Origin of the sequence: Legionella sp. 27cVA30 (assembly GCF_024160945.1) — a bacterium.
GTDB classification, from domain to species: domain Bacteria; phylum Pseudomonadota; class Gammaproteobacteria; order Legionellales; family Legionellaceae; genus Legionella_A; species Legionella_A septentrionalis.
The window spans coordinates 1,204,279-1,230,420 of record NZ_JAMYXK010000002.1 but is presented as its reverse complement, the minus strand read 5'-3'; the positions used below and the strand labels follow the sequence as shown (position 1 = coordinate 1,230,420).

Sequence of the window (26,142 nt, the reverse complement as noted above, 5' to 3'; positions counted from 1 at the left end):
ATGAAAAATAATGCTTCTTATTATTTTTCCACATCATCTTTCTCAAGCAGTGAATGAGGGTTAATCACGAGAATAATTTTTCCAGCGAGTACAGGCTGCGCCATCCATTCCTTGTAATTTTCTTACGCAACCACATCCTGAAGCTAACTTAACACCTGCATTGGCTGAATTTTCCATAGTAGACGTATTTACTCCAATCAGCGAGGCAAATTATCAAAACCCGAATGATACAAACCTTGCTCCATTGTTCTCATTGCAAGCTAAACCCCCACAGCCCGAAAAACAACTATTGGTCCACGATCAATAAATTTTGCTGAATTTTTTGCATAACTGGACGCCTTTCCTGCAACATTAACACCAGCCTTTAGCATTGTTTCGGCCATCCACATCACTGTGGTGCAGAAACTATCACAGTTCAAGATAGCCTGTATTTCGCTGCTCTTTTGCAGGCATTAGGAAATGCTGTAACCTGCCCACAATTGGATACAACTCCCTTTATTCCACACACTCATAGAAAATATCCTGGCCATACCCTCAACAATAAACCCTTTTTTTACAACAGGAGCCCAATGAAATTAAGTTCGACAAGGCATTCGCTCTAAATCATACCGCAAGCCCCGGCTCCACTGGTTTTTTACTGCAAAACGGGGATTTTTTGCCTCTCCCTTGCCCATGAATGGGCCGATGGATAAGCAACAGGCACAACAATTTTATAATAGCGACAACCTTGCTAGCCCTTGGATTTTAGCCCCGTATAGACTTAAAGTGACAGGCGAGCAGAGATCGCATATTATTTATAAACCCAAATGTTGCTATTCTCTGCATAATAGTCAGAAAAATCCCATATCATCGAGTGATCCCATGCGCCAATTAAACTTATTTGATAAAATATTAAGTGAGTTAGACACCACTTTACGGACATTATTCATACCACAAAACCGTCCCTGTGATCGCGCTACCCCGGGCGAGCATATTGAGGAGCCGCTTTTGACTCGTGCTGAAAAACAACACGTTGCAGGCTTAATGCGGGTCAATCATGCCGGGGAAGTATGCGCGCAAGCACTCTACCAAGGCCAAGCCCTTACTGCAAAATTAGATCATGTAAAAACGCAAATGGCCCAGGCGGCTAAGGAAGAAGAAGACCATTTGGCTTGGTGTGAGCAACGATTAGCTGAATTGAGTGAGCGGCCCAGTTGGTTGAATCCGTTATGGTACGGCGGTTCTTTTCTTATCGGGGCACTGGCAGGACTTGCAGGCGATCACTGGAGTCTTGGTTTTGTCGCTGAAACCGAACGTCAAGTCACAGCACACTTGCAAAATCATTTAAGTAATATTCCTGCTCAGGATGAAAAAACCAGGGCAATTTTAACGCAAATGCGGGAAGATGAAGAATTACATAGGCAAACGGCAATGACTGCCGGTGCTGCCGAACTGCCCGGAGTTGTTAAATATGTGATGGGCAAAGTATCCAAATTAATGACAAAGAGCAGTTATTATATATAAATATATTCTTTTCTCTTCGCAAGTTGCCTCCCTCCCATGGCATTAATGGGAGGCGGTTGCCTGGAATAAACACCTAGGAAACAACATGGAACAAGGCATGTTCTTTATTCTATGCGTTATTTTGATAGCCTATCTTTTTGATTTTATAAACGGCTTTCATGATGCCGCAAACTCGATTGCCACCATCGTGAGCACCGGGGTGTTGACCCCAAGGCAAGCCGTATTATGGGCGGCTTTTTTTAATTTCATTGCTTTTTTGTTTTTTAATCTGATGGTTGCCAAGACCATTGGCCACGATCTGATTGCCACGAGTATCATCGACCCGAAACTGATTCTTGCCGCTCTTTTCGGCGCCATTTCCTGGAATCTTTTAACCTGGTATTTGGGGCTGCCTTCCAGCTCTTCCCATGCTTTAATCGGAGGTTTGGCAGGAGCTGCTGTCGCACGAGGTGGGTTAACCACCTTAAAATGGAGTGGATTTACTAAAGTTGCCATCGGTATTTTTATTTCTCCGGTAATGGGATTAGCAGCAAGCTTGCTGCTTGCCTATGTGTTTATAAAACTGTTGCAACCTAAAGACAGCGAGCGGTTCAAAAAAATGTATAAAGCCTTGCAATTGGCTTCTTCTGCTTTATTAAGCCTGACGCACGGCGGTAATGATGCGCAAAAAACGATGGGTATTATTGCCATTTTGCTTTTTTCCGCATCCTGGCTTGATGGTGAGTTTTATATTCCTTTATGGGTAGTCATTTCCTGTCATGCCGTAATCAGCTTGGGAACCTTGGTTGGTGGCTGGCGTATTGTGCACACAATGGGCAGTAAAATCACGCAACTAAACACCTTAAGCGGTTGTATGGCGGAAACTGGAGCCGCCGCAGTTATTTTTGCCTCAACAGAATATGGCGTCCCAGTTTCAACAACGCAAACCGTAACCGGCGCCATTGCTGGCGTGGGATTGATAAGCGGCTTGAAAGGCACTAACTGGCGGATGCTTAGAATTATTTACCTGTCCTGGTTACTCACGCTGCCTGCCTCAGGTATAATTGCTGCAGGAATTATTCTTTTGGTACATTAATTGGAAGGGTTTTCCTTGCCTTTGTATTCCAATTCACTATTTAAACGGCTAAAGGAAAAATAAACCACAATGCCGACCAGCATCCAAATTATAAAACGCAACATGGTCACTAAAGGTAAATTGATAATAAGATACATGCAGCTTAACACTCCCAATATAGGTACATAAGGCATGAAGGGCGTTTTGAAAGGACGCGGAAGCTCAGGGTGCGTGTAGCGTAAGATCAACACACCACTGCAAACGATCATAAAGGCAAATAACGTTCCTATATTAACCAGTTCTGCCAAATCATCGATGGGTACTAATGCGGAAACCGATGCCATTAATAAACCGCATACAATGATAATACGCACCGGTGTGTGCGTTGTTTTATTAATGACTGCAAAAAAACGAGGTAATAAGCCATCGCGTGCCATGGCATAAAATACGCGGCTTAATCCGTAAAAAAGCACCAGCATCACCGTGGTCAATCCTGCTATAGCCCCAACGCCCACCAAACCTGCAGCTGCCTTATAACCCAGCGTTAACAGCGCATGGCTTATTGGGGAAGCAACGTTTAGCGTACTGTAATGCACCATGCCCGTTAGCAAAGCGGAAACCAGAATGTAAATGAGGGTACAAATCACCAATGATCCCAAAATGCCGATGGGAAGATCGCGTTGCGGGTGGATGGCTTCCTCGGCTGCAGTGGATACTGCATCAAACCCCACATAAGCGAAAAAAATGAGAGAAGCACCTTGCATTACGCCACTCCAGCCAAACGGGAAAAATGGCTGCCAGTTTTCCGGTTTTACTTCATGCACTGCCATTATGATAAAAATAGCAATCACCAATAATTTAACCAGCACCATCGCATTATTAATGCGGGAACTTGATTTAGCTCCCATGATCAATAAAAGACACAAAATAAAGATGATTCCCAGAGCAAGAATGTTGCCTATGCCACCATTGGCAGGGGCATGCAACAAATAAGTAGGAATATGAATGTTCAATGCCAATAAAAGATCATTAAAATAACTACTCCATCCCACAGAAACTGCAGAAACAGCAATGGAATATTCCAACAGCAAATCCCATCCTACTATCCATGCTACCAATTCACCAAAACCTGCATAGGCATAGCCATAAGCGCTGCCACAGCCGCCAATTGCTGCTGCCAATTCAGCATAGGAAAGTGCAGAAAATGCGCAGGCAAGCCCTGCCATCACATAGGAAAAAACTATAGCCGGGCCAGCTTGCGTTGCCGCCACAATGCCGGTGAGCACGAAGATACCAGCACCAATAATGGCGCCTATACCCAAAAAAGTTAAGTCGAAAGCCGATAGACACTGCTGCAGGCGATCGCCATTTTCAATGGATTCATGAATACCTTTTTTACGAAACAAGTCCATGTTAATACGCTCGTCCTTTACATTTAAATGTTAAGCAAAATCTGTGTTATATTCATAAACCATATCACTTAACAGCCAATATTGCATCCCTATTTCATAGGGATGACTAACTCAATCCATGAATTATTTTCGAATTTGTTTATTACTGCTGGTTGTACAAAACTCATGGGCAGAAGTCACTGAAACTTATAGCCACGGGCCGTCCTGGCTACAGACAATTTGCCACCGTCTGCAGCAAATCTGGAACGAAGGCGATAGGGATTTATATTTTACCGGGTATGCCTGGCATAACCGCCATACCTATGCAAAAGAAAAAATAGCGCAATATAATGAAACTGCCTGGGGGGGCGGCATGGGTAAAAGCCTTTATGATGAAAAAGGCAACTTACATGGCCTCTATGCTTTTGCATTTCTTGATTCGCATAAAAACATTGAGCCCATCGCAGGTTATGCATATTTTAAAATGGCCCGTCTCACTGAAAATATCCGCCTTGGGGCTGGAGTAACGGCATTCATTACGGCCCGCTCAGATATATTTCACAATATTCCCTTCCCGGGTGCCTTACCCATGGCTTCTTTAACATACCGGCGGGCTTCGCTGGCTGCCACCTACATCCCAGGTGCAAAAGGAGCGGGGAACGTTTTATTTTTATTAGGAAAATGGCAGCTGGATGTATAAGTGCTCTCAGGAATGAGTCGCATTGTTTATTCCCTGCATACGCAACGATAGATGTTTAACTAGAGAAAGCTGTTGAATAAACACCAGTCACGGCAATTGCATCCTCAGTAACTTTTTTCATGGCTATGCTGCCATTCATAATGGTCACAGCGTTTGCCGTTAATTAGTAGCAGTGGGAGATATTGGATAGGCGAAACAAGCAAAAGCAATCCATTCTCCGCAGAGAATGGATTGAAATCATTTCATTTTCTTTCTAACTTTTTGGATTGCCCGGATTTGGGCCACAGCGCGAGCCAATTCAGCAGCAGCAACGGAGTAATCGATGTCTGCATCTTTATTAGCGATGGCTTCTTCAGCACGTGCCTTAGCCGCCAAGGCAGCTGCTTCATCCAGACTGTCAGCGCGCTCGACTGCATCTGCAAGCACCGTAACATAATACGGTTGTACTTCCAGCATGCCGCCGGAAATGTAATATACTTCCTGCTCCCCGCCTGGCAATGTCACACGAACCTCACCCGGTTTTAACAGGGTAAGCAAAGGGGCGTGGCCTGGAACAATTCCAAGCTCGCCTATTTCGCCAGTAGCTACCACCATCTCAACGATGCCGGAAAATATTTCCCGTTCGGCACTGACGATATCCAAGTGCGTTGTTATAGCCATGTCAGACTGCCTCATAATGTTTTAGCTTTGGCAACTGCTTCGTCAATATTTCCAACCATATAGAAGGCTTGCTCAGGCAAGTCATCATATTCACCTGCAAGAATGCCCTGGAAGCCTTTAATGGTATCTTTCAAGGAAACGTATTTTCCAGGAGAACCCGTAAATACCTCGGCGACGAAGAAAGGTTGCGATAAGAAACGCTGAATCTTACGCGCGCGGGAAACCACACGCTTGTCATCTTCAGACAATTCATCCATACCCAAAATGGCGATGATGTCCTTCAATTCTTTGTAGCGTTGCAGGGTTTGCTGCACACGGCGCGCCGTATCATAATGCTCTTGCCCTACGATCAAAGGATCCAACTGCCGTGAAGTAGAATCAAGCGGATCCACTGCCGGATAAATACCAAGCTCGGCAATTTGTCGCGATAATACAACGGTAGCATCCAAATGCGCGAATGTTGTCGCTGGCGATGGGTCAGTCAAATCGTCTGCAGGCACGTATACAGCCTGGATCGAGGTGATCGAACCTGTTTTTGTAGAGGTAATACGCTCTTGCAGCATACCCATTTCTTCAGCCAATGTAGGCTGATAACCTACTGCAGAAGGCATGCGGCCCAACAGTGCGGATACTTCCACTCCAGCCAAGGTATAACGATAAATATTGTCAATGAACAATAAGACATCACGGCCTTCATCACGGAATTTTTCCGCCATGGTCAAACCGGTCAAAGCAACGCGTAAACGGTTGCCCGGTGGCTCATTCATTTGCCCGTATACCAGCGACACTTTATCCAATACGTTGGAATCTTTCATTTCGTGATAGAAGTCGTTACCTTCACGAGTACGCTCCCCTACCCCGGCAAATACCGAGTATCCACTGTGTTCAATGGCAATATTACGGATCAATTCCATCATATTTACGGTTTTGCCCACACCGGCACCGCCGAACAAGCCTACCTTTCCACCTTTGGCAAATGGACAGAGCAAATCGATTACTTTAATACCGGTTTCTAAAATTTCCTGGCTACTGGCTTGTTCTTCATAGCTGGGCGCCATGCGATGGATCGACCAAACTTCTTCCGCTTCAATAGGGCCTGCATCATCTACGGGCCTGCCCAATACATCCATAATTCGTCCCAGGGTTTTCTTACCTACTGGAACTTGGATGGGCTTGCGGGTATTTTCAGCTTTCTTGCCGCGTGGCAAACCTTCAGTCGAGCCCATAGCAATAGTACGTACTACGCCATCACCCAATTGTTGCTGTACTTCAAAAACCAGATCACCATCTACCAGTTTCAATGCATCATTCACTCGAGGCACATCGTCGCGTGGAAATTCCACGTCTACAACGGCGCCAATTACTTGCACTACGGTTCCTAAGCTCATCTCTTACCCTCTTATAAAGCGTCTGCACCACCGACAATTTCCGCCAATTCTTGCGTAATCGCGGCTTGCCGGGCTTTGTTATAAGCCAACTGAAATTCTTTAATTAACTCACCTGCGTTATCGGTTGCACTTTTCATTGCAATCATCTTCGCAGCTTGCTCGCTGGCAATATTTTCCACCACAGCTTGATACACTTGTAACTCGATGTACCGCTCCAACAAACCATCCAGTAATTCTTTAGCATCCGGCTCGTAAATGTAATCCCAGTGGTGGCTCATGGCCTTGCTGTCATCTTCCGACTTCGGCAATGGCAATAATTGTTTGACGGTTGGCTTCTGCGACATGGTGTTTACAAATTCGTTGTAGACAATGTGCAATGCGTCAATTTCACCGCGGTAAAAAGCATCCAGCATCACTTTCACTATACCGATTAAATCCTTGATGCCAGGCGTGTCGCCCAAATGATCAACGGAAGCAAGAACCCGACCACCTGCGCGTTTAAAAAACGCTTGGCCTTTCCGACCGATTACGCAAAGATCGCTTTCCTTCCCTTCTGCAGTCAACGAGCGCATAAATCCAATCGTTTCACGCAACAAATTTGAATTCAAACCACCGCACAAACCGCGATCAGTTGTCACAACAATGATGCCTACACGCTTCACTTCACGGCTATCCATGAAAGGATGACGATATTCTGAAGTAGCGCGGGCTATGTGTTTAACTACTTCATAAATTTTAGTAGCGTATGGTTTTGAAGCACGCATTCTTTCTTGCGTTTTACGCATCTTACTGGCGGCAACCATTTCCATCGCACGCGTAATTTTTTGCGTCTTTTTAATACTCGTAATTTTCGAACGAATCTCTCTCGCTCCAGCCATATCTTGCTTCGCCTTTGTTGGAGCACCCGCATGCTTGTACGGATGCTATTTACAAATGATCACCTATGTAGAAACAGGCTGCTTACCAGCTGCCTGTGCGCTTAAATTCTTCCACCGCGTCTTTCAATTGCGACTCAATCTCACCGTCATAAGCACCGGTTTCATTGATTTTTTGCATCAATGCAGCATAAGAGCCGGCCATGTGGCCTTGCAATGCTGCTTCAAAAGCACTGACTTCAGCAACCGGGACGTCATCCAGGTAACCTTTTTCGACCACAAATAAAGACAATGCCATTTGCGCAACGGAAAAAGGAGCATATTGCTTCTGCTTCATTAATTCAGTAATACGTTGCCCACGCTCAAGCTGCTTACGGGTGGCTTCATCCAAGTCGGAAGCAAACTGCGAAAATGCTTCCAGCTCTCGGAATTGCGCTAACGCCAAACGCGTACCACCACCTAGTTTTTTCATGATTTTAGTTTGCGCAGCACCGCCCACACGGGATACAGACAAGCCTGAGTTAATCGCAGGACGGATACCCGCGTTGAATAAATCCACATCCAAGAAAATTTGTCCATCGGTAATAGAAATTACGTTGGTTGGCACGAATGCAGAAACGTCTCCTGCTTGCGTTTCGATGATCGGCAATGCAGTCAATGATCCTGTCTTTCCTTTAACTTCACCATTGGTCAAGCGCTCAACTTCTTGAGCATTGATACGTGCAGCCCTTTCCAGCAAACGAGAGTGCAGGTAGAATACATCTCCCGGATACGCTTCACGGCCCGGCGGACGACGCAACAGCAAAGAAATTTGCCGGTATGCCCAAGCTTGCTTGGTTAAATCGTCATATACGATTAAAGCATCTTCACCGCGCTCCATGAAGTATTCACCCATGGTGCAGCCCGCATAGGGAGCTATGAATTGCAGCGCAGCGGAATCTGCAGCACCGGCGACTACCACGATGGTATGTTCCATTGCACCCTGCTCTTCAAGCTTGCGTACAATCGCTGCAACGGAAGACGCTTTTTGCCCAATTGCCACGTAAATACATTTAATGCCAGTGCCTTTTTGATTAATGATTGCATCAATGGCAATGGCTGTTTTTCCAGTTTGTCGGTCACCAATGATTAATTCACGCTGACCGCGGCCTACCGGAGTCATGGCATCGATGGCTTTTAAGCCAGTTTGTACAGGTTGATCTACGGATTTACGTGCAATTACGCCAGGCGCTACTTTTTCGATTGGAGATGTTTTGTCAGCTTGAATCGGGCCTTTCCCATCAAGAGGGTTACCCAAAGCGTCAACTACACGACCTAGCAAGCCACGGCCCACAGGCACTTCCAAAATACGGCCGGTGCACTTGGCTTTTTGACCTTCAGACAAGGTGCTGGCATCACCCAAAACTACCACCCCAACCGAATCACGTTCAAGGTTTAAAGCCAAACCATACACATTGCCAGGAAATTCAATCATTTCCCCTTGCATGACTTCAGCCAAGCCGTGTACGCGCACAATACCGTCTTGTACACTGACGACAGTACCTTCATTACGGGCTTCCGATACCACTTTAAACTGTTCAATTTTATTTCTGATTAATTCGCTAATTTCAGATGGATTTAACGCTCTTTGTTCTGACATGGACTTTTATCCTCTCAATTATGCAGCCAAATTGGTGCCGAGTTTATTCAGCTTGCCTCGCACTGAGCCATCTATCACCAGGTCTCCGGCGCGTACAATAGCCCCCCCAAGCAAAGATTTATCAATCTTTATATCCAGGGCAATTTGCCTATGCAAACGCTGGCTTAATGATTTGACTAAGCGCTCCTGTTGCACAGGGGTCAGCTCTGAAAAACTAAGAACTTGCACCACCAACGTTTTTTCCTGCTCGGCACGCAATGCTTCATACAATGCACTGATATCAGGCAGCACCATTAAGCGTTTATTTTCAGCCAGCAAGGCAATGAAGCTTTGTACAAAGTTCATCTCACCTTGATAATCAGCCTGAGCAAAAATAGATAGCAGCAGCTTAGTTTTCAGCTCTGCCGAAGTCGTTGGATTACTAACAAATTTCTTGGCATCCGGTTCTTGTACCGCTAATGCCAACTCTTTAAGTACTGTCGACCATAATACCAACTGCTTGGCAGCAAGAGCATGTTCAAAGATGGCTTTGGCATAAGGTCGGGCAATTGTTTCGGACATATCAAATCTCTTCGATCAAATTATCCAGCAATGCGCTGTTTGCTTTTTCGTCAATTTCGCGCATCAAGATTTTTTCAGCACCAACCACTGCCAAGGCAGCAACTTGCTTGCGCAAAGTTTCTTTGGCCTGGTTTACTTCTTGCGCAATTTGTTCTTGCGCAATTTTGGCAATCTTCTGAGCTTCAAGACGAGCTTCGTTTTTAGCTTCTTCAACGATTTGAGCAGCACGGCGATTGGCTTTTTCTACAATGTCAACTGCCTGCGCTTTGGCTTGCTTCATTTCATCTTTTATACGATGCTGTGCCAGCTCAAGCTCACGCCGACCGCGCTCAGCTGAGGCCAAACCATCAGCAATTTTGTCTTGCCTTTCTTCCAATGCTCTAACCAGAGGCGGCCAAACAAATTTCATGGTGAACCATACAAACGCTGCGAAAACCAGCATTTGTACGACCAACGTCAAGTTAATATCCAAGGCTTTTCTCCTGTAACATCCGGGCGTTTAACCCTTAGCACCTGTTATCAAGAACCCAAGTTGCTGAGGAAGGGATTTGCGAAAGTAAAGAACAATGCAATACCTACACCAATCATGGTTACCGCATCAAGCAAACCAGCAACGATAAACATTTTTACCTGTAACATAGGAACCATTTCAGGTTGACGGGCTGAACCTTCCAAAAATTTTCCGCCCAACAATCCAAAGCCAATAGCAGTACCGAGCGCACCCAGACCAATCAATAACGCGACCGCAATAACAGTCATGCCTTGAACTTGTGCTATTAAATTTGCAGCTTGCATAGAATTCCCCTTAATGGATAATGATGAAATAAAAAATAGTCACTAAAACCGATTAATGATCTTCATGGGCCAAACTTAGATATACGATGGTCAGCACCATAAAGATAAATGCTTGCAGGGTAATAACCAAAATATGGAAAATCGACCAGGCAAGAGCCAACAAGAACTGGGCAACACCCAAGGTAGCGTTGCTTAGCGCCGAGGATGTAGCTGCGTTCAATGTCAGTAGAGCTATCAGGATGAAAATTAATTCACCCGCATACAAGTTTCCGAATAAACGAAGTGCTAATGAAATTGGTTTTGCAATCAAGCCTACCAATTCAAGCAAAAGATTAAACGGGATAAAAATTGGATTGTTAAAAGGTTGCAAGGTCAATTCTTTGATAAACCCTTTCGGACCTTTGACCTTCAAACTGTAGTAAATGATAAGAATGAATACCGATAACGACAAGGCAAAGGTTAGGTTTAAATCATTTGTGGGTACGACCTTCAAATAATGGAAACCAAACATTCCCGCCAACATGGGCAGTACGTCTACAGGCACGATATCCATAAAATTCATCAAAAACACCCAGATGAATATGGTCAATGCCAAAGGACCGATGACTTTATTGCGGCCATGAAAACAATCTTTTACCTGATTATCGGCAAATGTCAGCATAATTTCTGCGAAATTCTGCAATTTACCTGGAACACCCGTACTGACACGGCGCGCACCTAAGTACATGAGTAATAAGGCGATTGCCCCAAGCACTACCGAAAAGAACAAGGTGTCCAAATTCAGCGTCCAGAATCCCCCATTTGACCCCAGACTCATGGTCTTTACGTTATAAGTCAGGTATGTCAGGTGGTGTTTGATATAGTCGGTGTTTGATACCATTTCAGTCACTTTCTGGCCTATTCAGTTTATTATCTATAATCAAGGGAGCAAACCAAAATACCATTTGCGCCACAATGTATGTGGCAAAAAATATAATGGGAACAACATTTACAAAAATAAAAACCAGCGCAAATAATATAACAGACAAAACAATTTTCAATGCCTCAGCCTTATAAAAGCTGTTGACGATTTGTTTTGCCGCTCTTGCGCCGTGATATTTAAATAATTTCCTGGCAAAATAAATATTTGGCAAAGCACTTACCAAACCGCCTAACAAGGCGGAAAAAGCACTGTTTTTGCCGAAAAACAATAAGCAGAATCCAGCAATTATTAAGGTTATCCCGAGTTGCCATGCAATTAACCGCTTTGCCCCGCGTAAACCCAGCTGATTTTTCACGATTCCCACCTATCTTTGGCGCGGATTATAAAGTAAACAATATGGATAAGCAACGCCAACAAGGGGATTATTTCATCTATAATTTAAATAGAGCATAAACGCTCGGTTTCAGGCTTGCTGGCAAATCCAGGATAAAATTAACGGATTGCAGTACCAAACTGAACGTCCAACCTAGCAAGAGGAAAAACGTTATGTCTGAAAAACAACAGCGCAACGCAGCTCATATGCGGGAAAAAATGAACAATCGCTACGGCGACGGCTTACACCACAAACACGACAAATGCCACCTCTCCTATCGACACCATTACAAAACCCATCCAGCCAACACCCAAAATGGGTTAGACGGGAGTAATGAAGAAAATACTTCCACAGGCCTTATAAGAACATATAACTTGCGAAAAGTTCGCAAACGACTGGATAAAGGTCGCTTCCATTGATAAAGTATAAACATCCACATCAGGTTGGCCACTTTCCTGGTTTGGGAATAGCAGCAAATGGCCTGAGCGAGAACTCAGGCCTCCTTTAACCTTGACTTATTCAGTATTCTTATAAAAATTCTTACGAATTATCAATGTCCTAAATGTAAAATAACGAAAATTCTACAAACAACTGGATAAAGAGCGCTACCATTGATAAAGTATAAGTATCCACATCAGGTTGGCCACTTTCCTGATTTGGGAATAGCAGCAAGAGGCCTGAATTTGTTCAGGCCTTTTTTATTTTGCTTAATTTGTTTTCTTTTTAATCAAGTAAGCGCTTGATCGCTCAAATTATAATATTTTAACAATTTTACAACGCGTTTAACCCCGCTGCATTCCCGGGAAATCTTTATCACCCGGCGAGCTTGTGCCGGAATCACATCCCCCATTAAATAAACAATTTGATCTACTGTAACGATTTTAAATTGATCAGGGTCAATGGCAGGATCTGCCAGAATGCGGCTGCGGATTTTAGCTGTAAGCCACGCATCTGCCAACGTTTCTTTTTGCCGCGGACTAATCCCTAATTGATTGAATAAACGACGATAACCATGTAAGCGTGCCAATCGCTGCTGCGCTTCTTCGCGCAAGCGTGCACTAGGCACATGGCCTGCGAGTAAAATGTCGCGGTTGAAAACTGCCAGATCGATATAACAACTGCTGCACTTGAATTTTTTATCTTTAAAATAAAGTGCGTGGCTAGCTTCTGCTGCCAGCCGCATATCCCATGCTTGCTTGTAGACGTCATGGCGATCATAAAACAAATTGGCACTGGTCCATAATGCATTCAAGCAGCCAGTTAAAGAAAATATTCCGCACGCTAACAGCATCAGGATGCTGTGGCGATGCATTTTAATTAATATAGCGGAAAACTTTGACAACCTTGCGTACACCCTGTACTTGCCTTGCTTCATTCACTGCCAAATTGGCTTGCTGGCGGCTGACTATTCCCATTAGATAGACTACGCCATTTTCTGTTACAACTCGCATTGAACCAGATTGCAAACCTTTTCTTGCCAGCATTAACCCACGCACTTGGCTGGTTATCCAAGTATCTGTGCTTCTTTGCGCAAAGGGGATGGGGCTTTGAATGCTGATTTGGTTATAAACGCCACGCACCCCCCCGCCTCTTTTTGCAATTTTTTCTGCCAAAACACGTAAGGAAGCAGTCGGTGTTTGCCCAACAAGCAATACAGTCTGATTAAAACTGCTGACGGCAATGCGTGAATTGCGAAACAAAGGATCATTGGCTATGGTGCGGTTTATTTGATAAAAAATACGCGTGTCTGCCTCCATTACCGGTACACTGCGTCGATCGTACACAATCAAACCACCTGCTGCTGCACCGCCGGCCACGAGCAAAGCGACGCAACTGGTTAACAACGACGTGAGCAATATAAAAATATAAATCTTAAGTTTCATACTTACCCCAACATTTGACCGAACAAGGATTGATCGATTAAATCGCAAAAACAATGCAAAATAAATAAATGCATCTCGCGTATGCGAGCCGCATTATCCCCTGGTACACGCAATTCGATATCTTCTGGCCCCAAATGGTTGGCAAGTACGCCCCCATCGCGTCCGCAAAGGGCTATGGTATCCATGCCACGATCATTAGCAGCATGAACCGCTTGCAATACGTTGTCAGAATTGCCGGAAGTAGTTAGGGCCAGTAAAACATCCCCTTCCTGTCCTAAGGCTTGAATTTGACGGGCAAAAATTTGATCGTAATGGCCGTCATTACCAATGGCAGTCAATACTGCAGGATCCGTGCATAAAGTAACTACTGGCAGAGGCGGGCGCTCTACTTCAAAATGGTTGGTCATCGCTGTGGCAAAATGCAAACAGTTTGCCGCCGACCCCCCATTGCCGCACAAAAAGATTTTGCCATCATTTAATAAACAATTTACCAAACGCAATCCGGCTTTCGCAATCACAGTTGCCATGCCATCCGCTACCGCGATTTTTGTTTCAATACTGACACCAAAAAGATGCCGGACTCGCTCTTCCATTTGTGCCATATGGTTCGCCTCTAAAAATCTAACCCAAATGCATTCTTTATCCAGGTAAGCTTTGCTGGCATCCCTTCAAGGCTTACCAAGTCAAAACGGACAGCTTGCTTGTCTTGCAATTTGTTTGCCGCTAAATAAAAAGATGCAGTTTTAATTATTTTTTGCTTTTTGCTGTAAGTGACACTTGCTGCCGCGCCTCCAAACGCATTGCCTGAGCGGGCGCGCACTTCAATAAATACCAAGTATTCCTCATCCCGCATGATTAAATCAATTTCGCCAAAACGACAACGGTAATTGCTTGTTATCCATTGCAATCCCTGTTGATGAAGATACCGGCGAGTATGGGCTTCGGCAGCAAAACCAATTTCTTGCGACATGACGACTTGTGTCCTTATCAAGGCTGCTAATTACTCATTAACAAATCCATCATTTTTTCCAACGCATGCACATCTTGATAATGAAGAACCAGGGTGCCTTTACCAGATTTGCCCTGCTTTAAGCTTACTTTCGTTTGCAAATGTTGCGCCAGGGATTGTAATTGTTCCGAATACACAGGCGGCAGCGGCTTTTTTTCTGCAGTATCTTTCCGGTAAGCACCCGTTTTCACCCTTGCAACCAATGCTTCGGTTTCGCGTACGGATAAATTCCTCGCGACAATAAGTTTTGCTACGTCACTTTGCTGGGTTTCATCCAAAACCAGTAAACAGCGCGCATGCCCCATGTCCAAATCGCCATTCTCCAACATGCGCCGAACAGCGGGGTTTAAATTAAGCAAACGCAGATAATTGCTGACAGCCGTGCGCGACTTGCCGATGACTTCAGCAACTTGTTGATGAGTGAGTGCAAATTCGGTGGTCAGCCGCTGCAAAGCGCGTGCATGATCCATCACATTCAAATCTTCACGCTGTAAGTTTTCCACCAAAGCCATGGCCATAGCCGTTTCATCATCAACTTGCCGGATCGTTACCGGTACTTGCGCCATGCCTGCCAATTGACAAGCCCGCCACCGTCTTTCGCCAGCAATGATTTCATACTGTCCCGCAGCCACTTCGCGGACTACGAGCGGCTGCAAAAGCCCCTGTTTCTTAATGGAGTCAGCCAATTCAGCGAGCGATATTTCATCTATCTCGCCGCGAGGTTGATACTTTCCGGGTTGTAAACAATGCACGGAAAGTTCAACCTGGTGAGAATTTTCATTGACCGTTGGTGTAGCGCTTTCCGTATGGCTCAATAAGGCCGATAGACTGCGGCCCAATCCCCCTTTTTTTACCATTACAAATACCTCAATTGATGATCATTGACTCACCCGCGCTTACTGGTGCACGCAATTATCCGTCTTACGCAGCAACGGTTTGTTTACTAATGAGTTCGGATGCCAATACCATATATGCCGCAGCTCCAGGTGATGTTTTATCGTACTGCAAGGCAGGCATGCCGTGGCTTGGCGCTTCCGCTAAACGTACATTGCGCGGCACCACCGTGCGATATACCTTGCGGTTAAAATGCTCCAGCAATTGTTTTGCAACTTCAGAACACAGGCGATTTCTTCCGTCATACATGGTTCTTAATATTCCCTCAATCTGCAAGCGGGGGTTTACGGAAGCCTTAATCTGTTCAATGGTAGTTAGCAAAGCCGCCAAACCCTCCAATGCATAATACTCACATTGAATAGGGATTAAAACCGAATCAGCAGCAACCAAGGCATTGATGGTAAGCGTATTTAATGCGGGCGGACAGTCAATCAGAATGAAATCATAGGTGCTTTGCAAAGATTGCAATGCCTTAAATAAAAAGGTTTCACGATGATCCCGCTCCATCAAACTGACTTCAGCAACTGTCAGATCACCATTGGCTGGAATTAAATCGAACCCAGCGCGGGTAGACAAGGATGCCTGTTCTGCCAAACAATCGCGCAGCAAAACGTCATTGCTGGTGTGCACCAGTGAATTTTTATCCACGCCGCACCCCATGGTGGCATTTCCCTGCGGATCCAGGTCAACGAGCAGCACTTGTTTTTTATTGGCAGCAAGTGAAGCCGATAAATTGATTGCCGTGGTAGTTTTGCCCACCCCGCCTTTTTGATTGGCTATGGCTATGACTTTCGCCATGATCATTCCTTCTTACTTAACGTTGCAAGACTGACATCTGCATTTTAAACAGCCGTCTCCAGAAATCTGATTATTTACTAATGATAACGCAGCAGCGTTCACCATCCATTCCCGCAATCTTGTAGGATTCAACCTGGTACGCATAGGGAATGGCTGTCAATTCAGCTTCGGGCCGACGTCCCTTCATTGCCAACCAGATACCATCCTCGGCAACCAGGTGATGGGTCCATTTAATCATTTGCTGCAAATCACTAAATGCCCGACTAATAACTGTATCAAAACCTTGGGCGGGGTGGTAGCTCTCCACTCGGGTTTGCACGATGTCAACATTGTGCAAGGATAAAACACGCTTTACTTCATGCAAAAAGCGGGTTTTCTTGCCATTGCTGTCCAGCAAAACCACTTCAAGTTCCGGCCGTACCAAGGCTAGAGGAATACCTGGCAGCCCCGCACCGCTGCCCACGTCCAGAACGCGTGTGCCTTTTACCCAGGGGACAACCGCGAGACTGTCCAAGACGTGGCGAGTAACCATCGCAGATAAATCCTGAATAGCCGTCAGATTATAAGCCTTGTTCCATTTCTGCAAGAGTTGCAGGTAATGCAGTAAAGGTTCAGCGGATGCGTTTATGCCAAGCTGCTGCATGCCATCTTTTAATTTTTTTGCAATTGAACTGTGTTCATTCATGCCAGCAACCGCTGTTTTTTAAGATGGATCAATAATAAAGACAAGGCAGCCGGGGTTACGCCAGAAATCCGAGCAGCTTGCGCGATAGAGGCAGGGCGAATACGCGTCAGTTTTTGCATGACTTCCGTCGATAACCCCGAAACTTGGCTGTAATCCAAATCCTCAGGTATGCGTGTATTTTCATGCTTGTGCAAACGAGCGATATCCTGCTGTTGCCGTTCTATATAGCCTGCATATTTGCTTTGAATTTCAACTTGCTCGGCAATTTCTTCCGGTAGCTGCGGCAGATCCAGTTCAGCAACGGCTTGCAGATGTGAATAGGCAATTTCAGGCCGCTTTAACAAATCCAAGCCGCGGCAATCATGTTGCAAGGGAGTTTCCAACACGTGTTGCAAAGCTTCATTATGGTGCACGCGCACCCAGGTATCTTTCAATCGTTGCTGTGTTTTTGCAATTTGCTCTTGTTTTTCGCAAAATGCCCGCCAGCGAGTTTCCCCTACCAAACCAAGCTCCCGCCCTTTGCTGGTTAACCGCAAATCCGCATTATCCTCACGCAATAATAAGCGGTATTCCGCACGCGAGGTAAACATACGATAAGGTTCCTGGGTTCCGCAGGTAATTAAATCATCCAGTAAAACCCCAATATAAGCCTCGTCTCGTCTTGGGCTCCACATCGCTTTATCCTGAACCTGCAAAGCTGCATTCATCCCGGCAATGATTCCCTGGGCAGCCGCTTCTTCGTAGCCGGTAGTCCCATTGATTTGCCCGGCAAAAAATAAATTGGGTAATGGCTTGGTTTGCAGAAAAGGAGTCAGTCCCCGCGGATCAAAATAATCGTATTCGATAGCATATCCCGGGCGCGTGATATGCGCGTTTTCAAAGCCTTTAATCGTGCGCACAAATTGCACTTGCACTTCAAAAGGCAGGCTGGTGGAAATGCCATTGGGATAAATTTCGTCTGTGGTTAAACCTTCTGGTTCAACGAAAATCTGGTGTGACAGCTTATCGGCAAAACGCACCACTTTATCTTCAATGGATGGGCAATACCGTGGCCCGACACCCTCGATGACCCCTGCATACATAGGGGATTGATGCAAATTGTCGCGAATAATTTCATGAGTGGTGGCTGTAGTATGGGTAATGTAGCAGGGCACTTGTTTGGGATGATCCGCAGGCGTGCCTAAATAAGAAAACACAGGGACTGGTGTATCTCCAGGCTGTATAGTCATTTGACTGTAATCTAAAGAACGACCGTCAATACGTGGCGGCGTACCGGTTTTCAAGCGCCCGACAGGCAGCTCTAACTCCCGCAAGCACTGTGCAAGTGCGAGGGCAGGCGGATCACCTGCCCGGCCTCCCGCATATTGATTCATGCCAATATGAATCTTGCCACCAAGAAATGTCCCCACCGTGAGCACGATCGCACGGGCGCGCAATATCAAGCCAATTTGCGTACGCACCCCAACAACGCGCTCCCCCTCTAAGAGTACGTCCTCTACCGCTTGCTGGAACAGGGTTAAATTGTCTTGCTTTTGCAAGGCTTCGCGAATAGCTTGACGGTAAAGAACGCGATCAGCTTGAGCACGGGTAGCGCGCACCGCTGGCCCTTTCGATGCATTCAGCATGCGAAATTGAATGCCGGCTTGGTCAGCCGCACGTGCCATGATGCCATCCAGCGCATCGATTTCCTTGACCAAATGGCCTTTGCCTATTCCGCCTATGGCAGGATTGCAAGACATTTGACCAAGCAAATCCATATTGTGGGTGAGCAGTAACGTATCCGCCCCCATACGCGCTGCAGCCAAAGCAGCTTCAGTGCCTGCATGACCACCGCCAACGACGATGACGTCATAGTATTTATCAAGAATCATAACGGTGTGTTTGGATTAAAAAGTCATCAATTATACACTTTTTTGGCAGCATGCCCAAGGTTATTGACCTTGAAAGAGCTGATTCCTGTCTTTACAATACGGCTTCCCAGGCATCCAGTGCATCGTAAAGGGAGCCGCGGATGCCATTCTGCAATCCTGCAAGAAACAGCTTGAAATTTGGAGACAACCGTGGGGATTGTACTTAAAATTTGTCTTCCCCATACGCGCCGTGATTTTTTTGATTATTATGCAAATGATGTTGTCCCGGCTATCGGCACACGCGTTTGGGTACCTTTCCGTAAACAAACCCGCTTGGGGATTGTTGTCGGTACAGGAGCGCCTGAGAACCTTGCTGCCAATATAAAAACCATTCATAGCGTGATTGATGCAGAACCCTTGCTGAGCAGAGATATTCTTGCCTTGTGCAGTTGGGTCAGCCGTTATTATCAATCGCCGCTTTCAGAAGTGCTTCCTCTGGCATTACCAAAAAAATATCGCGAAGGACACGATGCAGTCGTGCCGGTGTATCATTGTTATTCCCTAAAGCTTACTAAAGAACAAGCACATGCACGCCTGCCTCAAAGAGCCCATCGCCAGCATGCTTTAGTCGATTATTTTGCAGAAAATACTGTACCCAAAAGCAAAAAAGATTTGTTAGCCGCTGGATTCACGGCATCGCAACTTAATTCATTAAGCCGGCATGGGATTTTATCAATCCGGGAGCAAGAACCTGCCACTGCACCAAACGGCATGCCCCCCATGCTGAATACAGAACAAGCACATGCAGTCGCCATAATTTCCAGCAACTTGCATATTTATCGCAGCTTTTTGTTGCAGGGGGTGACTGGAAGCGGAAAAACAGAAGTGTATCTACAAATCATTGCCCAAGTTTTGGCTATGGGTAGGCAAGCGCTGGTCTTGGTACCTGAAATTGGCTTAACCCCGCAACTCGTGGCGCGCTTTCGCGCACGTTTTACCAGCCCCATGGCCGTGCTTCACTCCAATTTATCAGATACAGAGCGGCAAATCGGCTGGCAACTTGCCAAAACAGGTGAAGCGAGAATTGTGATTGGGACCCGCACTGCGATTTTTACGCCCCTCCCAGATTTAGGCTTAATCATCATCGATGAAGAGCACGACCCCTCGTTAAAACAAATGGACGGAGTGCGCTATTCGGCGCGAGACACAGCTCAGTGGCGCGCTTGTCAGGGCAATATCCCAATTATCCTTGGCTCAGCGACCCCAAGTCTGGAAAGTTTGCATAACTGTCAGATTAATAAATATATCTTGTTACAGCTTACGCAAAAGGCATTGACTAACCAACCTCTGCACTACCGAATTTTAGACCTCCGCAATCAAGCCTTGCAACATGGGTTGGCACAGCCTGCCCTGCAACTGATTGCCGAGCATTTACAGCAACAAAATCAAGTCTTAGTATTCATCAACCGTCGCGGCTTCGCCCCAGTCCTTTTGTGCCATCAATGCGGCTGGATGGCGGATTGCCGTGCCTGCGACAGTCACATGACTGTACATCGCAAATCAAACAGGCTCATATGCCATCACTGCGGTTTATTACAAGCCATACCTACCCATTGTGCGCAATGCTCTGCCACGGAATTATTGCCGATTGGAGCAGGTACACAGCGCATTCATGAATTCCTGGCGACACAATTTCCTACTACCCGTATTTTACGCATTGACCGCGATGAGGTCAGTGGCAAAGAAGCTTTGGCGACAGGATTGCAGCAGATCGAACAAGGTGAAGTGCAACTTATTGTCGGTACCCAGATGCTGGCAAAAGGCCATCATTTCCCACGCCTGACTTTAGTAGTGATTGTGGATGCTGACCATGGTTTTTATAATCAAGACTTTCGTGCTTTGGAACGCCTGGGGCAATTGCTCATCCAAGTTGCCGGGCGGGCAGGCAGGGCGCATCTGCCCGGGCAAGTTCTGATCCAAACGCATTTACCGCAACATCCTTTACTGAATTTGTTGATACAGGAAGGATATCAATCCTTTGCGCATGCTTTGCTGCAGCAGCGGCAGGAAGCGCAATTACCTCCCTATCATTTTCTCGCGGTAATCCGGGCCCAAGGAAAAATACAAGAGCAAGTGGTGCAATTTTTATCCACTTTACAACAATTTCTACACCAGGATAACCTGGCAACCCTGGGGCCTGCACCAGCACCGCTGGCGAGGAAAGCCAATCAGCATCGCTTGCAGTTATTAATTAAATCGGCTTCCAGAAAAAAATTACAATCAGCCTTAACGGCTTTGCAAAAAAGACTCACGGCAAATGAATTTGGGGGCGGTATACGCTGGAATATTGACGTTGATCCGATTGATTTATCCTGAGTTGCCGGGCTTAATCGACCGCTCCTCAGCGTTATCGTTGCCTTCCCCGCAGGGTTTGGGCAATTCCGCTTTAAAGCGGTTTATCGTTTCTTGGGCGGAATCAATATTCTGTAGAACGGCATCATTGGTATTCAATAAATTCTTAACAAATTTGTTTTGTTCGTTCGGCCTTAGTAAATTTAGGGGCGATATGCCCGGGGCATGCTTATCGAGTAAATACAAAATTGCAGCTCCAAAAACTCCTGTGCTAACCAAAGTAGCGGCAACGACCAGCAACCCTAAGGCAATTTTGGCTGTGGCGCGACTTTTATCTGCACAGAGTGCATCCATATTGGTGGCCGCATTTTTTAAATTTTTAAATTCTGGCATAGGTCCTTCCAACAACTTACCATAAAATTTTTCCAATTTCTTATCCGGAGAACCGGCTGGATCATTTAAAATTTCCATTAAATTTTTAACCAGGGATTTATTATGTGCCTGCACCTCGGTAGGCTTTTTAATTTCCTCTAATGATTGTTGATAATCTTCGCTAATTGATTTTAATTTCTGTAAAAGCCCTGCCATTTCTTGCAATTGCTCTTCGTTAAATCTTGTTTTTTCTACATGCGGGTTAGAATTTTCTTCTGCCCTCACCTCATTTTCTGCAATGGCTTCCTGACTAGCCACTATCTCCTCAGATACCTCTTCATCTTTTGCATCCTCATCATTTAAAGCAGCGACCGGGATTACAAATTCTTCCTGCTCTTCGTTCACCTCTTGAGTGTTTACTGTTTCCAACACGGGTGATGGCTGAAATTGCTGGGGGGATGATTCTTTGGCAAGGTTGCCTATCTCTACTTGCTCTTTTTCTTTGGCAAATTGGTTCGGCTCTTCGACATAAGGAACATGTTGTGGTTGTGTCTCCTCTTGTATTGCAGAAAAACCATGCTGCAAGTTCTCACTTCCCGCAACTTCGTCTTCTTGCTGCGTTTTTTCATCAACAACGGCTACTATTTCTGCTTCATTAAATGGTGGCGCCGATTTAAGATTCGGGGTAGACGGATTTTCTACTACGGGCTCTTGCAGCGCATCGTATAAAGAAGTTGCCTTGTTTTCTTCCTGCATGGCCACGGGGTTTGTCTCTTCGAGCATGGGCTGAACAACCACTTCCTCAGCTTCAACAGGTAGAGGCTGCGTTTCCTGTTGTTTCTGCATTTCAACTTTCTGTGCTTCAGCATAATCTTTATACCCTTGGATTTCATGCTCAAGGATACCTTTTTCCAAAGCGGTAACCGCTTGAGTAATTTCACGCACAAAGCCTGGAATAGTTTGGTTGAGCTGACGGGTTTCCTCTTTATTTTCTGCCCACCTACCCAACATGGACAAGCTTTGCGTATACATATTTATACCAAGGCTTAGAGCTTCGACGTCTTTGGGTGGCAAACCTGTCTGGGTTAGAATTTGCATTTTTTCGAAATCTTTTTGTAAGCCGCTTAAAATTATATTTATCGTGGCAGCAGCGTTAGGATTTTTTTCAGCAAATTGCCGTAAAAACTTCGTCATTTCCTGCACGGTTTTTTCTTGTAAAGGCGGCTCGCGCAAAATAATTTTTGCGTCTTTATCATGAAGCGAAGTTTTTATTTCTTGCTCAACGCGCACGCGCTCATCTTTCCATTCTCTTAATTCGATTTCTTTAACTGCACGCGTCAGTGCTGGCATAATGATATTACTGGCTTTAGTAAAAACTGCTTGTTTTTTTTCATCATGAGTTTGTTCTGCCAATTTTTGCAAGGCCTTCATTGCAGCGGCTTCCAATTGCAAAGCCCGTGCTAACAAACGTTCGGGTGTTGTTTGCACACCTTCTTTTAATTGCCCATGTAATTGCTCCAAACTGTTTATTGATTCTTGGATATCATTGACGGCTTGTGCATAACGCTTGCGCACGCTCACACCGGAAAGCGTGTGTTTTTCCACAAAGGCTTTATGCAGGTTTGCCACCTGTTCATGCAATTTTCCGCTTTCGCCGCTGCGCAAGAGATTTTCTTCCTTAATTATCGCCGTTTTTTGGTTTAAGGAATCATGAATAATAGCGGCCGCATCTTGGGTATTAGCCTGCAAGATTTGTACATTCTTATCGAGCACACTTTTTTTCTGCTTATCTTCCGTTTTTTTATCCAGCTGCTGTTTAAGCTGTTGGATTTCCTCAAAAGCTTCCCCCAAAGTTACAATGAAGTTTTCTTTAAAGGCAGAAAGATTACCTTTGGCGCCTGCAGTTGCTGCATGGATTTGCGCTTGTATTGTTTTGACTTTCTCATGAATTTGTTCCGGCAAGCCATCATATTTTTTCTTGCTTTTTTTCGCCTGGGTACTGCCAAATGCTTGCAGAATATCCTGCGCTGCGGCATCCAGCTCTTGGCTGATATGTTTTAAATCATCTAAAGCCAATTCATCTGTTATCTCAATTGAAACCACTTCTTCAGGAGGAACAGCATCTATGTCCTGTTCCTCCTCTATCGGTAAAGCAGTAAAAGGTATTTCTTCAGCATATGCGGCTTGCTGTGATTTTTGAATTTGGGCATTTTCTTGTTCAACAGCTTCTAACGGTACGGTTTTTATTTGCTTTAATTTTTTTTCATTATACAAGTTGCTCTTAGCGAGCTTCGCCAGTGCATACCCGGATGCATTGGGCAATCCTTTATTCACTTCCATACCGGAATCCGTTTGCTGTAAACCACGTGCGCCATGTGCATTTTCACCGCAAATATCACGGCTTACGGAAAACTCCACGACAGTTTTTGCCAATTCCTGTTGCAGGGCACGATCTTTTTGTAAAATTCCCTGTTGTTTGAAATCAAACTGCGGAAAATGTTTGTGTAAAGATAAAAATGCATATAATTCTTCAATAAAATTTTGCTCACGACCTGTCCTGTCTTCACCGCTTTTGCAAAACCAATCCACGGCAGTGCCCATCATTTGGTTGAGGATTAAATAGCGGGCCGGAAATTCATGTGGTTCAGTATTGCCCCCGTAATAAAGCGCCTCGCTTTGCTGGAACAATTGCATAAATTGCAACAGTTTCCTTAATTTTTCGCCGTCTTGTCCCTGCAGCTTTTCTTGATTTTCAGGGTCAGATAAATAAGCTACTATTTTTTTTTCTAATGCTGCATAACTTTCCTTGTTTTTTTCATACAACTTGGCGCGCTCATCGACAACTTTTTTATACGCTTGCTGCATTCTCCCTTCTAGGGAACGAATTTTATCCACTTGTTCATAATATTTTTTTTCATTAAAGGGCGTGCTGTCTTTTAGATATGCTTGCTGCCGATTTTCAAGCTCTTGATAAGAAGCCGCGAGATCTCCTTTTTTTAATAATTCCTCCAGATTTTTTTCTGCCTTTCGCAACTGTTTACTCGCATGAGGTATTCCCCTGTAAATCCTAATGATGTCTTCCGCCGCTTTATCTACAGCATCCAAATCTCTTAATTCATTGGCAATATGCTCCCTGCCATCTTTCACAAAATGGTAAATGCCGCGTGTGTTAATCGTTTCATCCAAGCTGGCAGGGATAGGCAAATGAAACTTGGATAAAAATTTCATAACCTTTTGCGACGTTTGCTTGACCAGTAAACCATGCAGATTAGCCGGATCATTCATTAAGTTTACATTCGGTTTCACAACTATCTTCTGGCCATCTATTTCCAACTCTAAAGGCCGCTGGTTATACATCATCAAGGCATATTGCGATTCTTTCAATTGACGCAATTCAGATTCTTCCGCCTTCATGATTCTTTTATCACCCATAATGGGTGATAAAAGCCCCATGGAAGATAAATTAATTTCCAAAGGAGATGCTTCGCTATAAGTTCTCCCTCTTTCCATGGATTTTCTGGCGAGCTCTCGGAACATGTCTTTTACCGCTTCACACGCCATGGCTCTTCGTTTGATCTTGTCTTTTTCTTTTATGGGAGGATAGGAACTGTGGCGAAATCCAGTAAAATCCAGTTCGTTGCCTTGGTTACCTTTACTGCCAATAGCCACTTCGACAAAGTTTGCAAGCTTGCCTTCATCCCGTTTTGTACTCGGTATGATGCTTGGGCCTACTACACGTTGTGCGCTGATGCGGGTAACATCACCGCCTAGGTCATATTGGTTGATAAAGTTAGGCCTGCCTTGTGCAGCCGTCCATTTCGCTTCCTCATTTTGAAATAACTGCAATGCTGCCTTACGCTTCTCTTCCGGATAAACAATAGGCAAGGCATGAGCCAAGAAAAACCGTAAATGTTTGCCTGCTTCATTAATTTGCTGGATAACTTTCTCTTCTGTTTCGCTGTTTCCTATCTCGGCGAGTGCAATAGCTGGGATGCCACAATGTTTCTTCAACCCACGTTCTGCTTTTGCTTTATAAGCGTCAATGGCTGACAAACGCTTTTCTTTATCTTCATTGGGCAATTGCGATTGTTCTATGATGGTCGCTGCCGTTTTGGAAACAGCTTCTAGGCGATCTAAAAAATCTTCAAGCCGCGGACCATTGTAAGAATCTGTAGCAAAAGAACGAATCTTTAATGCAGGCTCGGCATTGTCTTTTTCTAAAACCCATTCGCAATATTGGTATTTTTCCTTTAAGCCTTCATCTGCCACTACGTGATTGCTCTTTGTAAAAAAAGAAAATTGCTCCTGAAGCCAGGAATCCATGTAAGCATGTTGATCGAGATAAGTCTTGGGCATAGCGATGATATTGTGGACAGCCAATACCATGATTATAGACAATAATTGGACAATAAGAGCATTTATTGCAAAGTTAACGATG

At 45.0% G+C, this 26,142-nt stretch carries 24 protein-coding genes; 5 read left to right on the top strand and 19 right to left on the bottom strand.

Annotation, left to right across the window (positions count from 1 at the left end):
* Positions 1–861: 861 nt before the first annotated feature.
* On the top strand, positions 862–1,503 hold the full coding sequence (gene coq7 / locus NKV53_RS11185) for a 2-polyprenyl-3-methyl-6-methoxy-1,4-benzoquinone monooxygenase (RefSeq protein ID WP_126953342.1): 642 nt from the start codon (positions 862–864) through the stop codon (positions 1,501–1,503).
* Positions 1,504–1,588: 85 nt separating this feature from the next.
* The gene (locus NKV53_RS11180) at positions 1,589–2,578 is read left to right on the top strand and encodes an inorganic phosphate transporter (RefSeq protein ID WP_126953302.1); all 990 of its coding nucleotides are present in this window, start codon (positions 1,589–1,591) and stop codon (positions 2,576–2,578) included.
* Here NKV53_RS11180 and NKV53_RS11175 read toward each other — a convergent pair.
* Positions 2,575–3,969: an amino acid permease gene (locus tag NKV53_RS11175; protein WP_126953301.1), complete on the bottom strand. Its 1,395-nt coding sequence runs from the start codon at positions 3,967–3,969 to the stop codon at positions 2,575–2,577. The genes NKV53_RS11180 and NKV53_RS11175 overlap by 4 nt on opposite strands.
* Positions 3,970–4,087: 118 nt before the next feature.
* Here NKV53_RS11175 and pagP point away from each other — a divergent pair, with 118 nt between their 5' ends.
* Positions 4,088–4,648, top strand: coding sequence for a lipid IV(A) palmitoyltransferase PagP (pagP, locus tag NKV53_RS11170; protein WP_126953300.1), 561 nt, complete (start codon positions 4,088–4,090; stop codon positions 4,646–4,648).
* A 237-nt stretch (positions 4,649–4,885) separates the two neighbouring features.
* On the opposite strand, the gene NKV53_RS11165 is transcribed toward pagP, so the two are convergent.
* From NKV53_RS11165 to NKV53_RS11125, 9 genes are all read right to left on the bottom strand, one after another.
* The gene (locus NKV53_RS11165) at positions 4,886–5,308 is read right to left on the bottom strand and encodes a F0F1 ATP synthase subunit epsilon (RefSeq protein WP_126953299.1); all 423 of its coding nucleotides are present in this window, start codon (positions 5,306–5,308) and stop codon (positions 4,886–4,888) included.
* 11 nt (positions 5,309–5,319) lie between these two features.
* Entirely contained in the window at positions 5,320–6,696 is a 1,377-nt protein-coding gene (gene atpD / locus NKV53_RS11160) for a F0F1 ATP synthase subunit beta (protein ID WP_126953298.1), read from the bottom strand.
* Positions 6,697–6,707: 11 nt separating this feature from the next.
* The gene (gene atpG, locus NKV53_RS11155) at positions 6,708–7,574 is read right to left on the bottom strand and encodes a F0F1 ATP synthase subunit gamma (protein WP_126953297.1); all 867 of its coding nucleotides are present in this window, start codon (positions 7,572–7,574) and stop codon (positions 6,708–6,710) included.
* Positions 7,575–7,656: 82 nt separating this feature from the next.
* Entirely contained in the window at positions 7,657–9,210 is a 1,554-nt protein-coding gene (gene atpA, locus NKV53_RS11150) for a F0F1 ATP synthase subunit alpha (protein WP_126953296.1), read from the bottom strand.
* An 18-nt stretch (positions 9,211–9,228) separates the two neighbouring features.
* On the bottom strand, positions 9,229–9,771 hold the full coding sequence (locus tag NKV53_RS11145) for a F0F1 ATP synthase subunit delta (RefSeq protein ID WP_126953295.1): 543 nt from the start codon (positions 9,769–9,771) through the stop codon (positions 9,229–9,231).
* A 1-nt stretch (position 9,772) separates the two neighbouring features.
* Positions 9,773–10,243 carry a F0F1 ATP synthase subunit B gene (locus NKV53_RS11140; RefSeq protein ID WP_126953294.1) on the bottom strand — a complete coding sequence of 157 codons (471 nt, stop codon included), beginning with the start codon at positions 10,241–10,243 and terminating at the stop codon, positions 9,773–9,775.
* 47 nt (positions 10,244–10,290) lie between these two features.
* On the bottom strand, positions 10,291–10,566 hold the full coding sequence (atpE, locus tag NKV53_RS11135) for a F0F1 ATP synthase subunit C (protein ID WP_028385819.1): 276 nt from the start codon (positions 10,564–10,566) through the stop codon (positions 10,291–10,293).
* Between the two features lie 52 nt (positions 10,567–10,618).
* On the bottom strand, positions 10,619–11,446 hold the full coding sequence (gene atpB / locus NKV53_RS11130; RefSeq protein WP_126953293.1) for a F0F1 ATP synthase subunit A: 828 nt from the start codon (positions 11,444–11,446) through the stop codon (positions 10,619–10,621).
* Position 11,447: 1 nt separating this feature from the next.
* Complete coding sequence (locus NKV53_RS11125) at positions 11,448–11,843, bottom strand: F0F1 ATP synthase subunit I (protein WP_126953292.1); 396 nt, start codon at positions 11,841–11,843, stop codon at positions 11,448–11,450.
* Positions 11,844–12,034: 191 nt separating this feature from the next.
* On the opposite strand from NKV53_RS11125, the gene NKV53_RS11120 reads away from it, so the two are divergent.
* Positions 12,035–12,280: a hypothetical protein gene (locus NKV53_RS11120; RefSeq protein WP_126953291.1), complete on the top strand. Its 246-nt coding sequence runs from the start codon at positions 12,035–12,037 to the stop codon at positions 12,278–12,280.
* Positions 12,281–12,588: 308 nt separating this feature from the next.
* On the opposite strand, the gene NKV53_RS11115 is transcribed toward NKV53_RS11120, so the two are convergent.
* From NKV53_RS11115 to mnmG, 8 genes are all read right to left on the bottom strand, one after another.
* Positions 12,589–13,152, bottom strand: a complete 564-nt coding sequence (locus NKV53_RS11115; RefSeq protein WP_233579534.1) for a BON domain-containing protein — start codon at positions 13,150–13,152, stop codon at positions 12,589–12,591.
* A 22-nt stretch (positions 13,153–13,174) separates the two neighbouring features.
* Positions 13,175–13,744, bottom strand: a complete 570-nt coding sequence (locus NKV53_RS11110; protein WP_126953290.1) for a BON domain-containing protein — start codon at positions 13,742–13,744, stop codon at positions 13,175–13,177.
* Between the two features lie 2 nt (positions 13,745–13,746).
* Entirely contained in the window at positions 13,747–14,346 is a 600-nt protein-coding gene (locus NKV53_RS11105) for an SIS domain-containing protein (RefSeq protein WP_126953289.1), read from the bottom strand.
* 11 nt (positions 14,347–14,357) lie between these two features.
* A complete protein-coding gene (locus tag NKV53_RS11100; RefSeq protein WP_126953288.1) occupies positions 14,358–14,714 on the bottom strand; it encodes a YraN family protein in 357 nt (118 codons plus the stop codon).
* Positions 14,715–14,740: 26 nt separating this feature from the next.
* Entirely contained in the window at positions 14,741–15,610 is an 870-nt protein-coding gene (locus tag NKV53_RS11095; RefSeq protein WP_126953287.1) for a ParB/RepB/Spo0J family partition protein, read from the bottom strand.
* Positions 15,611–15,674: 64 nt separating this feature from the next.
* The gene (locus NKV53_RS11090) at positions 15,675–16,445 is read right to left on the bottom strand and encodes a ParA family protein (RefSeq protein WP_126953286.1); all 771 of its coding nucleotides are present in this window, start codon (positions 16,443–16,445) and stop codon (positions 15,675–15,677) included.
* A gap of 70 nt (positions 16,446–16,515) precedes the next feature.
* Positions 16,516–17,130 carry a 16S rRNA (guanine(527)-N(7))-methyltransferase RsmG gene (gene rsmG / locus NKV53_RS11085; protein ID WP_126953285.1) on the bottom strand — a complete coding sequence of 205 codons (615 nt, stop codon included), beginning with the start codon at positions 17,128–17,130 and terminating at the stop codon, positions 16,516–16,518.
* The gene (mnmG, locus tag NKV53_RS11080; RefSeq protein WP_126953284.1) at positions 17,127–19,001 is read right to left on the bottom strand and encodes a tRNA uridine-5-carboxymethylaminomethyl(34) synthesis enzyme MnmG; all 1,875 of its coding nucleotides are present in this window, start codon (positions 18,999–19,001) and stop codon (positions 17,127–17,129) included. The genes rsmG and mnmG overlap by 4 nt, the downstream gene beginning before the upstream one ends.
* Before the next feature lie 189 nt (positions 19,002–19,190).
* Between mnmG and NKV53_RS11075 the strand changes: the two genes are divergently transcribed.
* A complete protein-coding gene (locus NKV53_RS11075; protein WP_126953283.1) occupies positions 19,191–21,356 on the top strand; it encodes a primosomal protein N' in 2,166 nt (721 codons plus the stop codon).
* Here NKV53_RS11075 and NKV53_RS11070 read toward each other — a convergent pair.
* Positions 21,348–26,102, bottom strand: coding sequence for a hypothetical protein (locus NKV53_RS11070; RefSeq protein ID WP_253351146.1), 4,755 nt, complete (start codon positions 26,100–26,102; stop codon positions 21,348–21,350). The genes NKV53_RS11075 and NKV53_RS11070 overlap by 9 nt on opposite strands.
* Positions 26,103–26,142 lie beyond the last annotated feature (40 nt).

Excerpts from the sequence above, each read along its gene's own strand:
- coq7 (WP_126953342.1), top strand. The coding sequence starts at position 862 with ATGCGCCAATTAAACTTATTTGATAAAATATTAAGTGAGTTAGACACC.
- NKV53_RS11180 (WP_126953302.1), top strand. The coding sequence starts at position 1,589 with ATGGAACAAGGCATGTTCTTTATTCTATGCGTTATTTTGATAGCCTAT.
- NKV53_RS11175 (WP_126953301.1), bottom strand. The coding sequence starts at position 3,969 with ATGGACTTGTTTCGTAAAAAAGGTATTCATGAATCCATTGAAAATGGC.
- pagP (WP_126953300.1), top strand. The coding sequence starts at position 4,088 with ATGAATTATTTTCGAATTTGTTTATTACTGCTGGTTGTACAAAACTCA.
- NKV53_RS11165 (WP_126953299.1), bottom strand. The coding sequence starts at position 5,308 with ATGGCTATAACAACGCACTTGGATATCGTCAGTGCCGAACGGGAAATA.
- atpD (WP_126953298.1), bottom strand. The coding sequence starts at position 6,696 with ATGAGCTTAGGAACCGTAGTGCAAGTAATTGGCGCCGTTGTAGACGTG.
- atpG (WP_126953297.1), bottom strand. The coding sequence starts at position 7,574 with ATGGCTGGAGCGAGAGAGATTCGTTCGAAAATTACGAGTATTAAAAAG.
- atpA (WP_126953296.1), bottom strand. The coding sequence starts at position 9,210 with ATGTCAGAACAAAGAGCGTTAAATCCATCTGAAATTAGCGAATTAATC.
- NKV53_RS11145 (WP_126953295.1), bottom strand. The coding sequence starts at position 9,771 with ATGTCCGAAACAATTGCCCGACCTTATGCCAAAGCCATCTTTGAACAT.
- atpE (WP_028385819.1), bottom strand. The coding sequence starts at position 10,566 with ATGCAAGCTGCAAATTTAATAGCACAAGTTCAAGGCATGACTGTTATT.
- atpB (WP_126953293.1), bottom strand. The coding sequence starts at position 11,446 with ATGGTATCAAACACCGACTATATCAAACACCACCTGACATACCTGACT.
- NKV53_RS11120 (WP_126953291.1), top strand. The coding sequence starts at position 12,035 with ATGTCTGAAAAACAACAGCGCAACGCAGCTCATATGCGGGAAAAAATG.
- NKV53_RS11115 (WP_233579534.1), bottom strand. The coding sequence starts at position 13,152 with ATGCTGTTAGCGTGCGGAATATTTTCTTTAACTGGCTGCTTGAATGCA.
- NKV53_RS11110 (WP_126953290.1), bottom strand. The coding sequence starts at position 13,744 with ATGAAACTTAAGATTTATATTTTTATATTGCTCACGTCGTTGTTAACC.
- NKV53_RS11105 (WP_126953289.1), bottom strand. The coding sequence starts at position 14,346 with ATGGCACAAATGGAAGAGCGAGTCCGGCATCTTTTTGGTGTCAGTATT.
- NKV53_RS11100 (WP_126953288.1), bottom strand. The coding sequence starts at position 14,714 with ATGTCGCAAGAAATTGGTTTTGCTGCCGAAGCCCATACTCGCCGGTAT.
- NKV53_RS11095 (WP_126953287.1), bottom strand. The coding sequence starts at position 15,610 with ATGGTAAAAAAAGGGGGATTGGGCCGCAGTCTATCGGCCTTATTGAGC.
- NKV53_RS11090 (WP_126953286.1), bottom strand. The coding sequence starts at position 16,445 with ATGGCGAAAGTCATAGCCATAGCCAATCAAAAAGGCGGGGTGGGCAAA.
- rsmG (WP_126953285.1), bottom strand. The coding sequence starts at position 17,130 with ATGAATGAACACAGTTCAATTGCAAAAAAATTAAAAGATGGCATGCAG.
- mnmG (WP_126953284.1), bottom strand. The coding sequence starts at position 19,001 with ATGATTCTTGATAAATACTATGACGTCATCGTCGTTGGCGGTGGTCAT.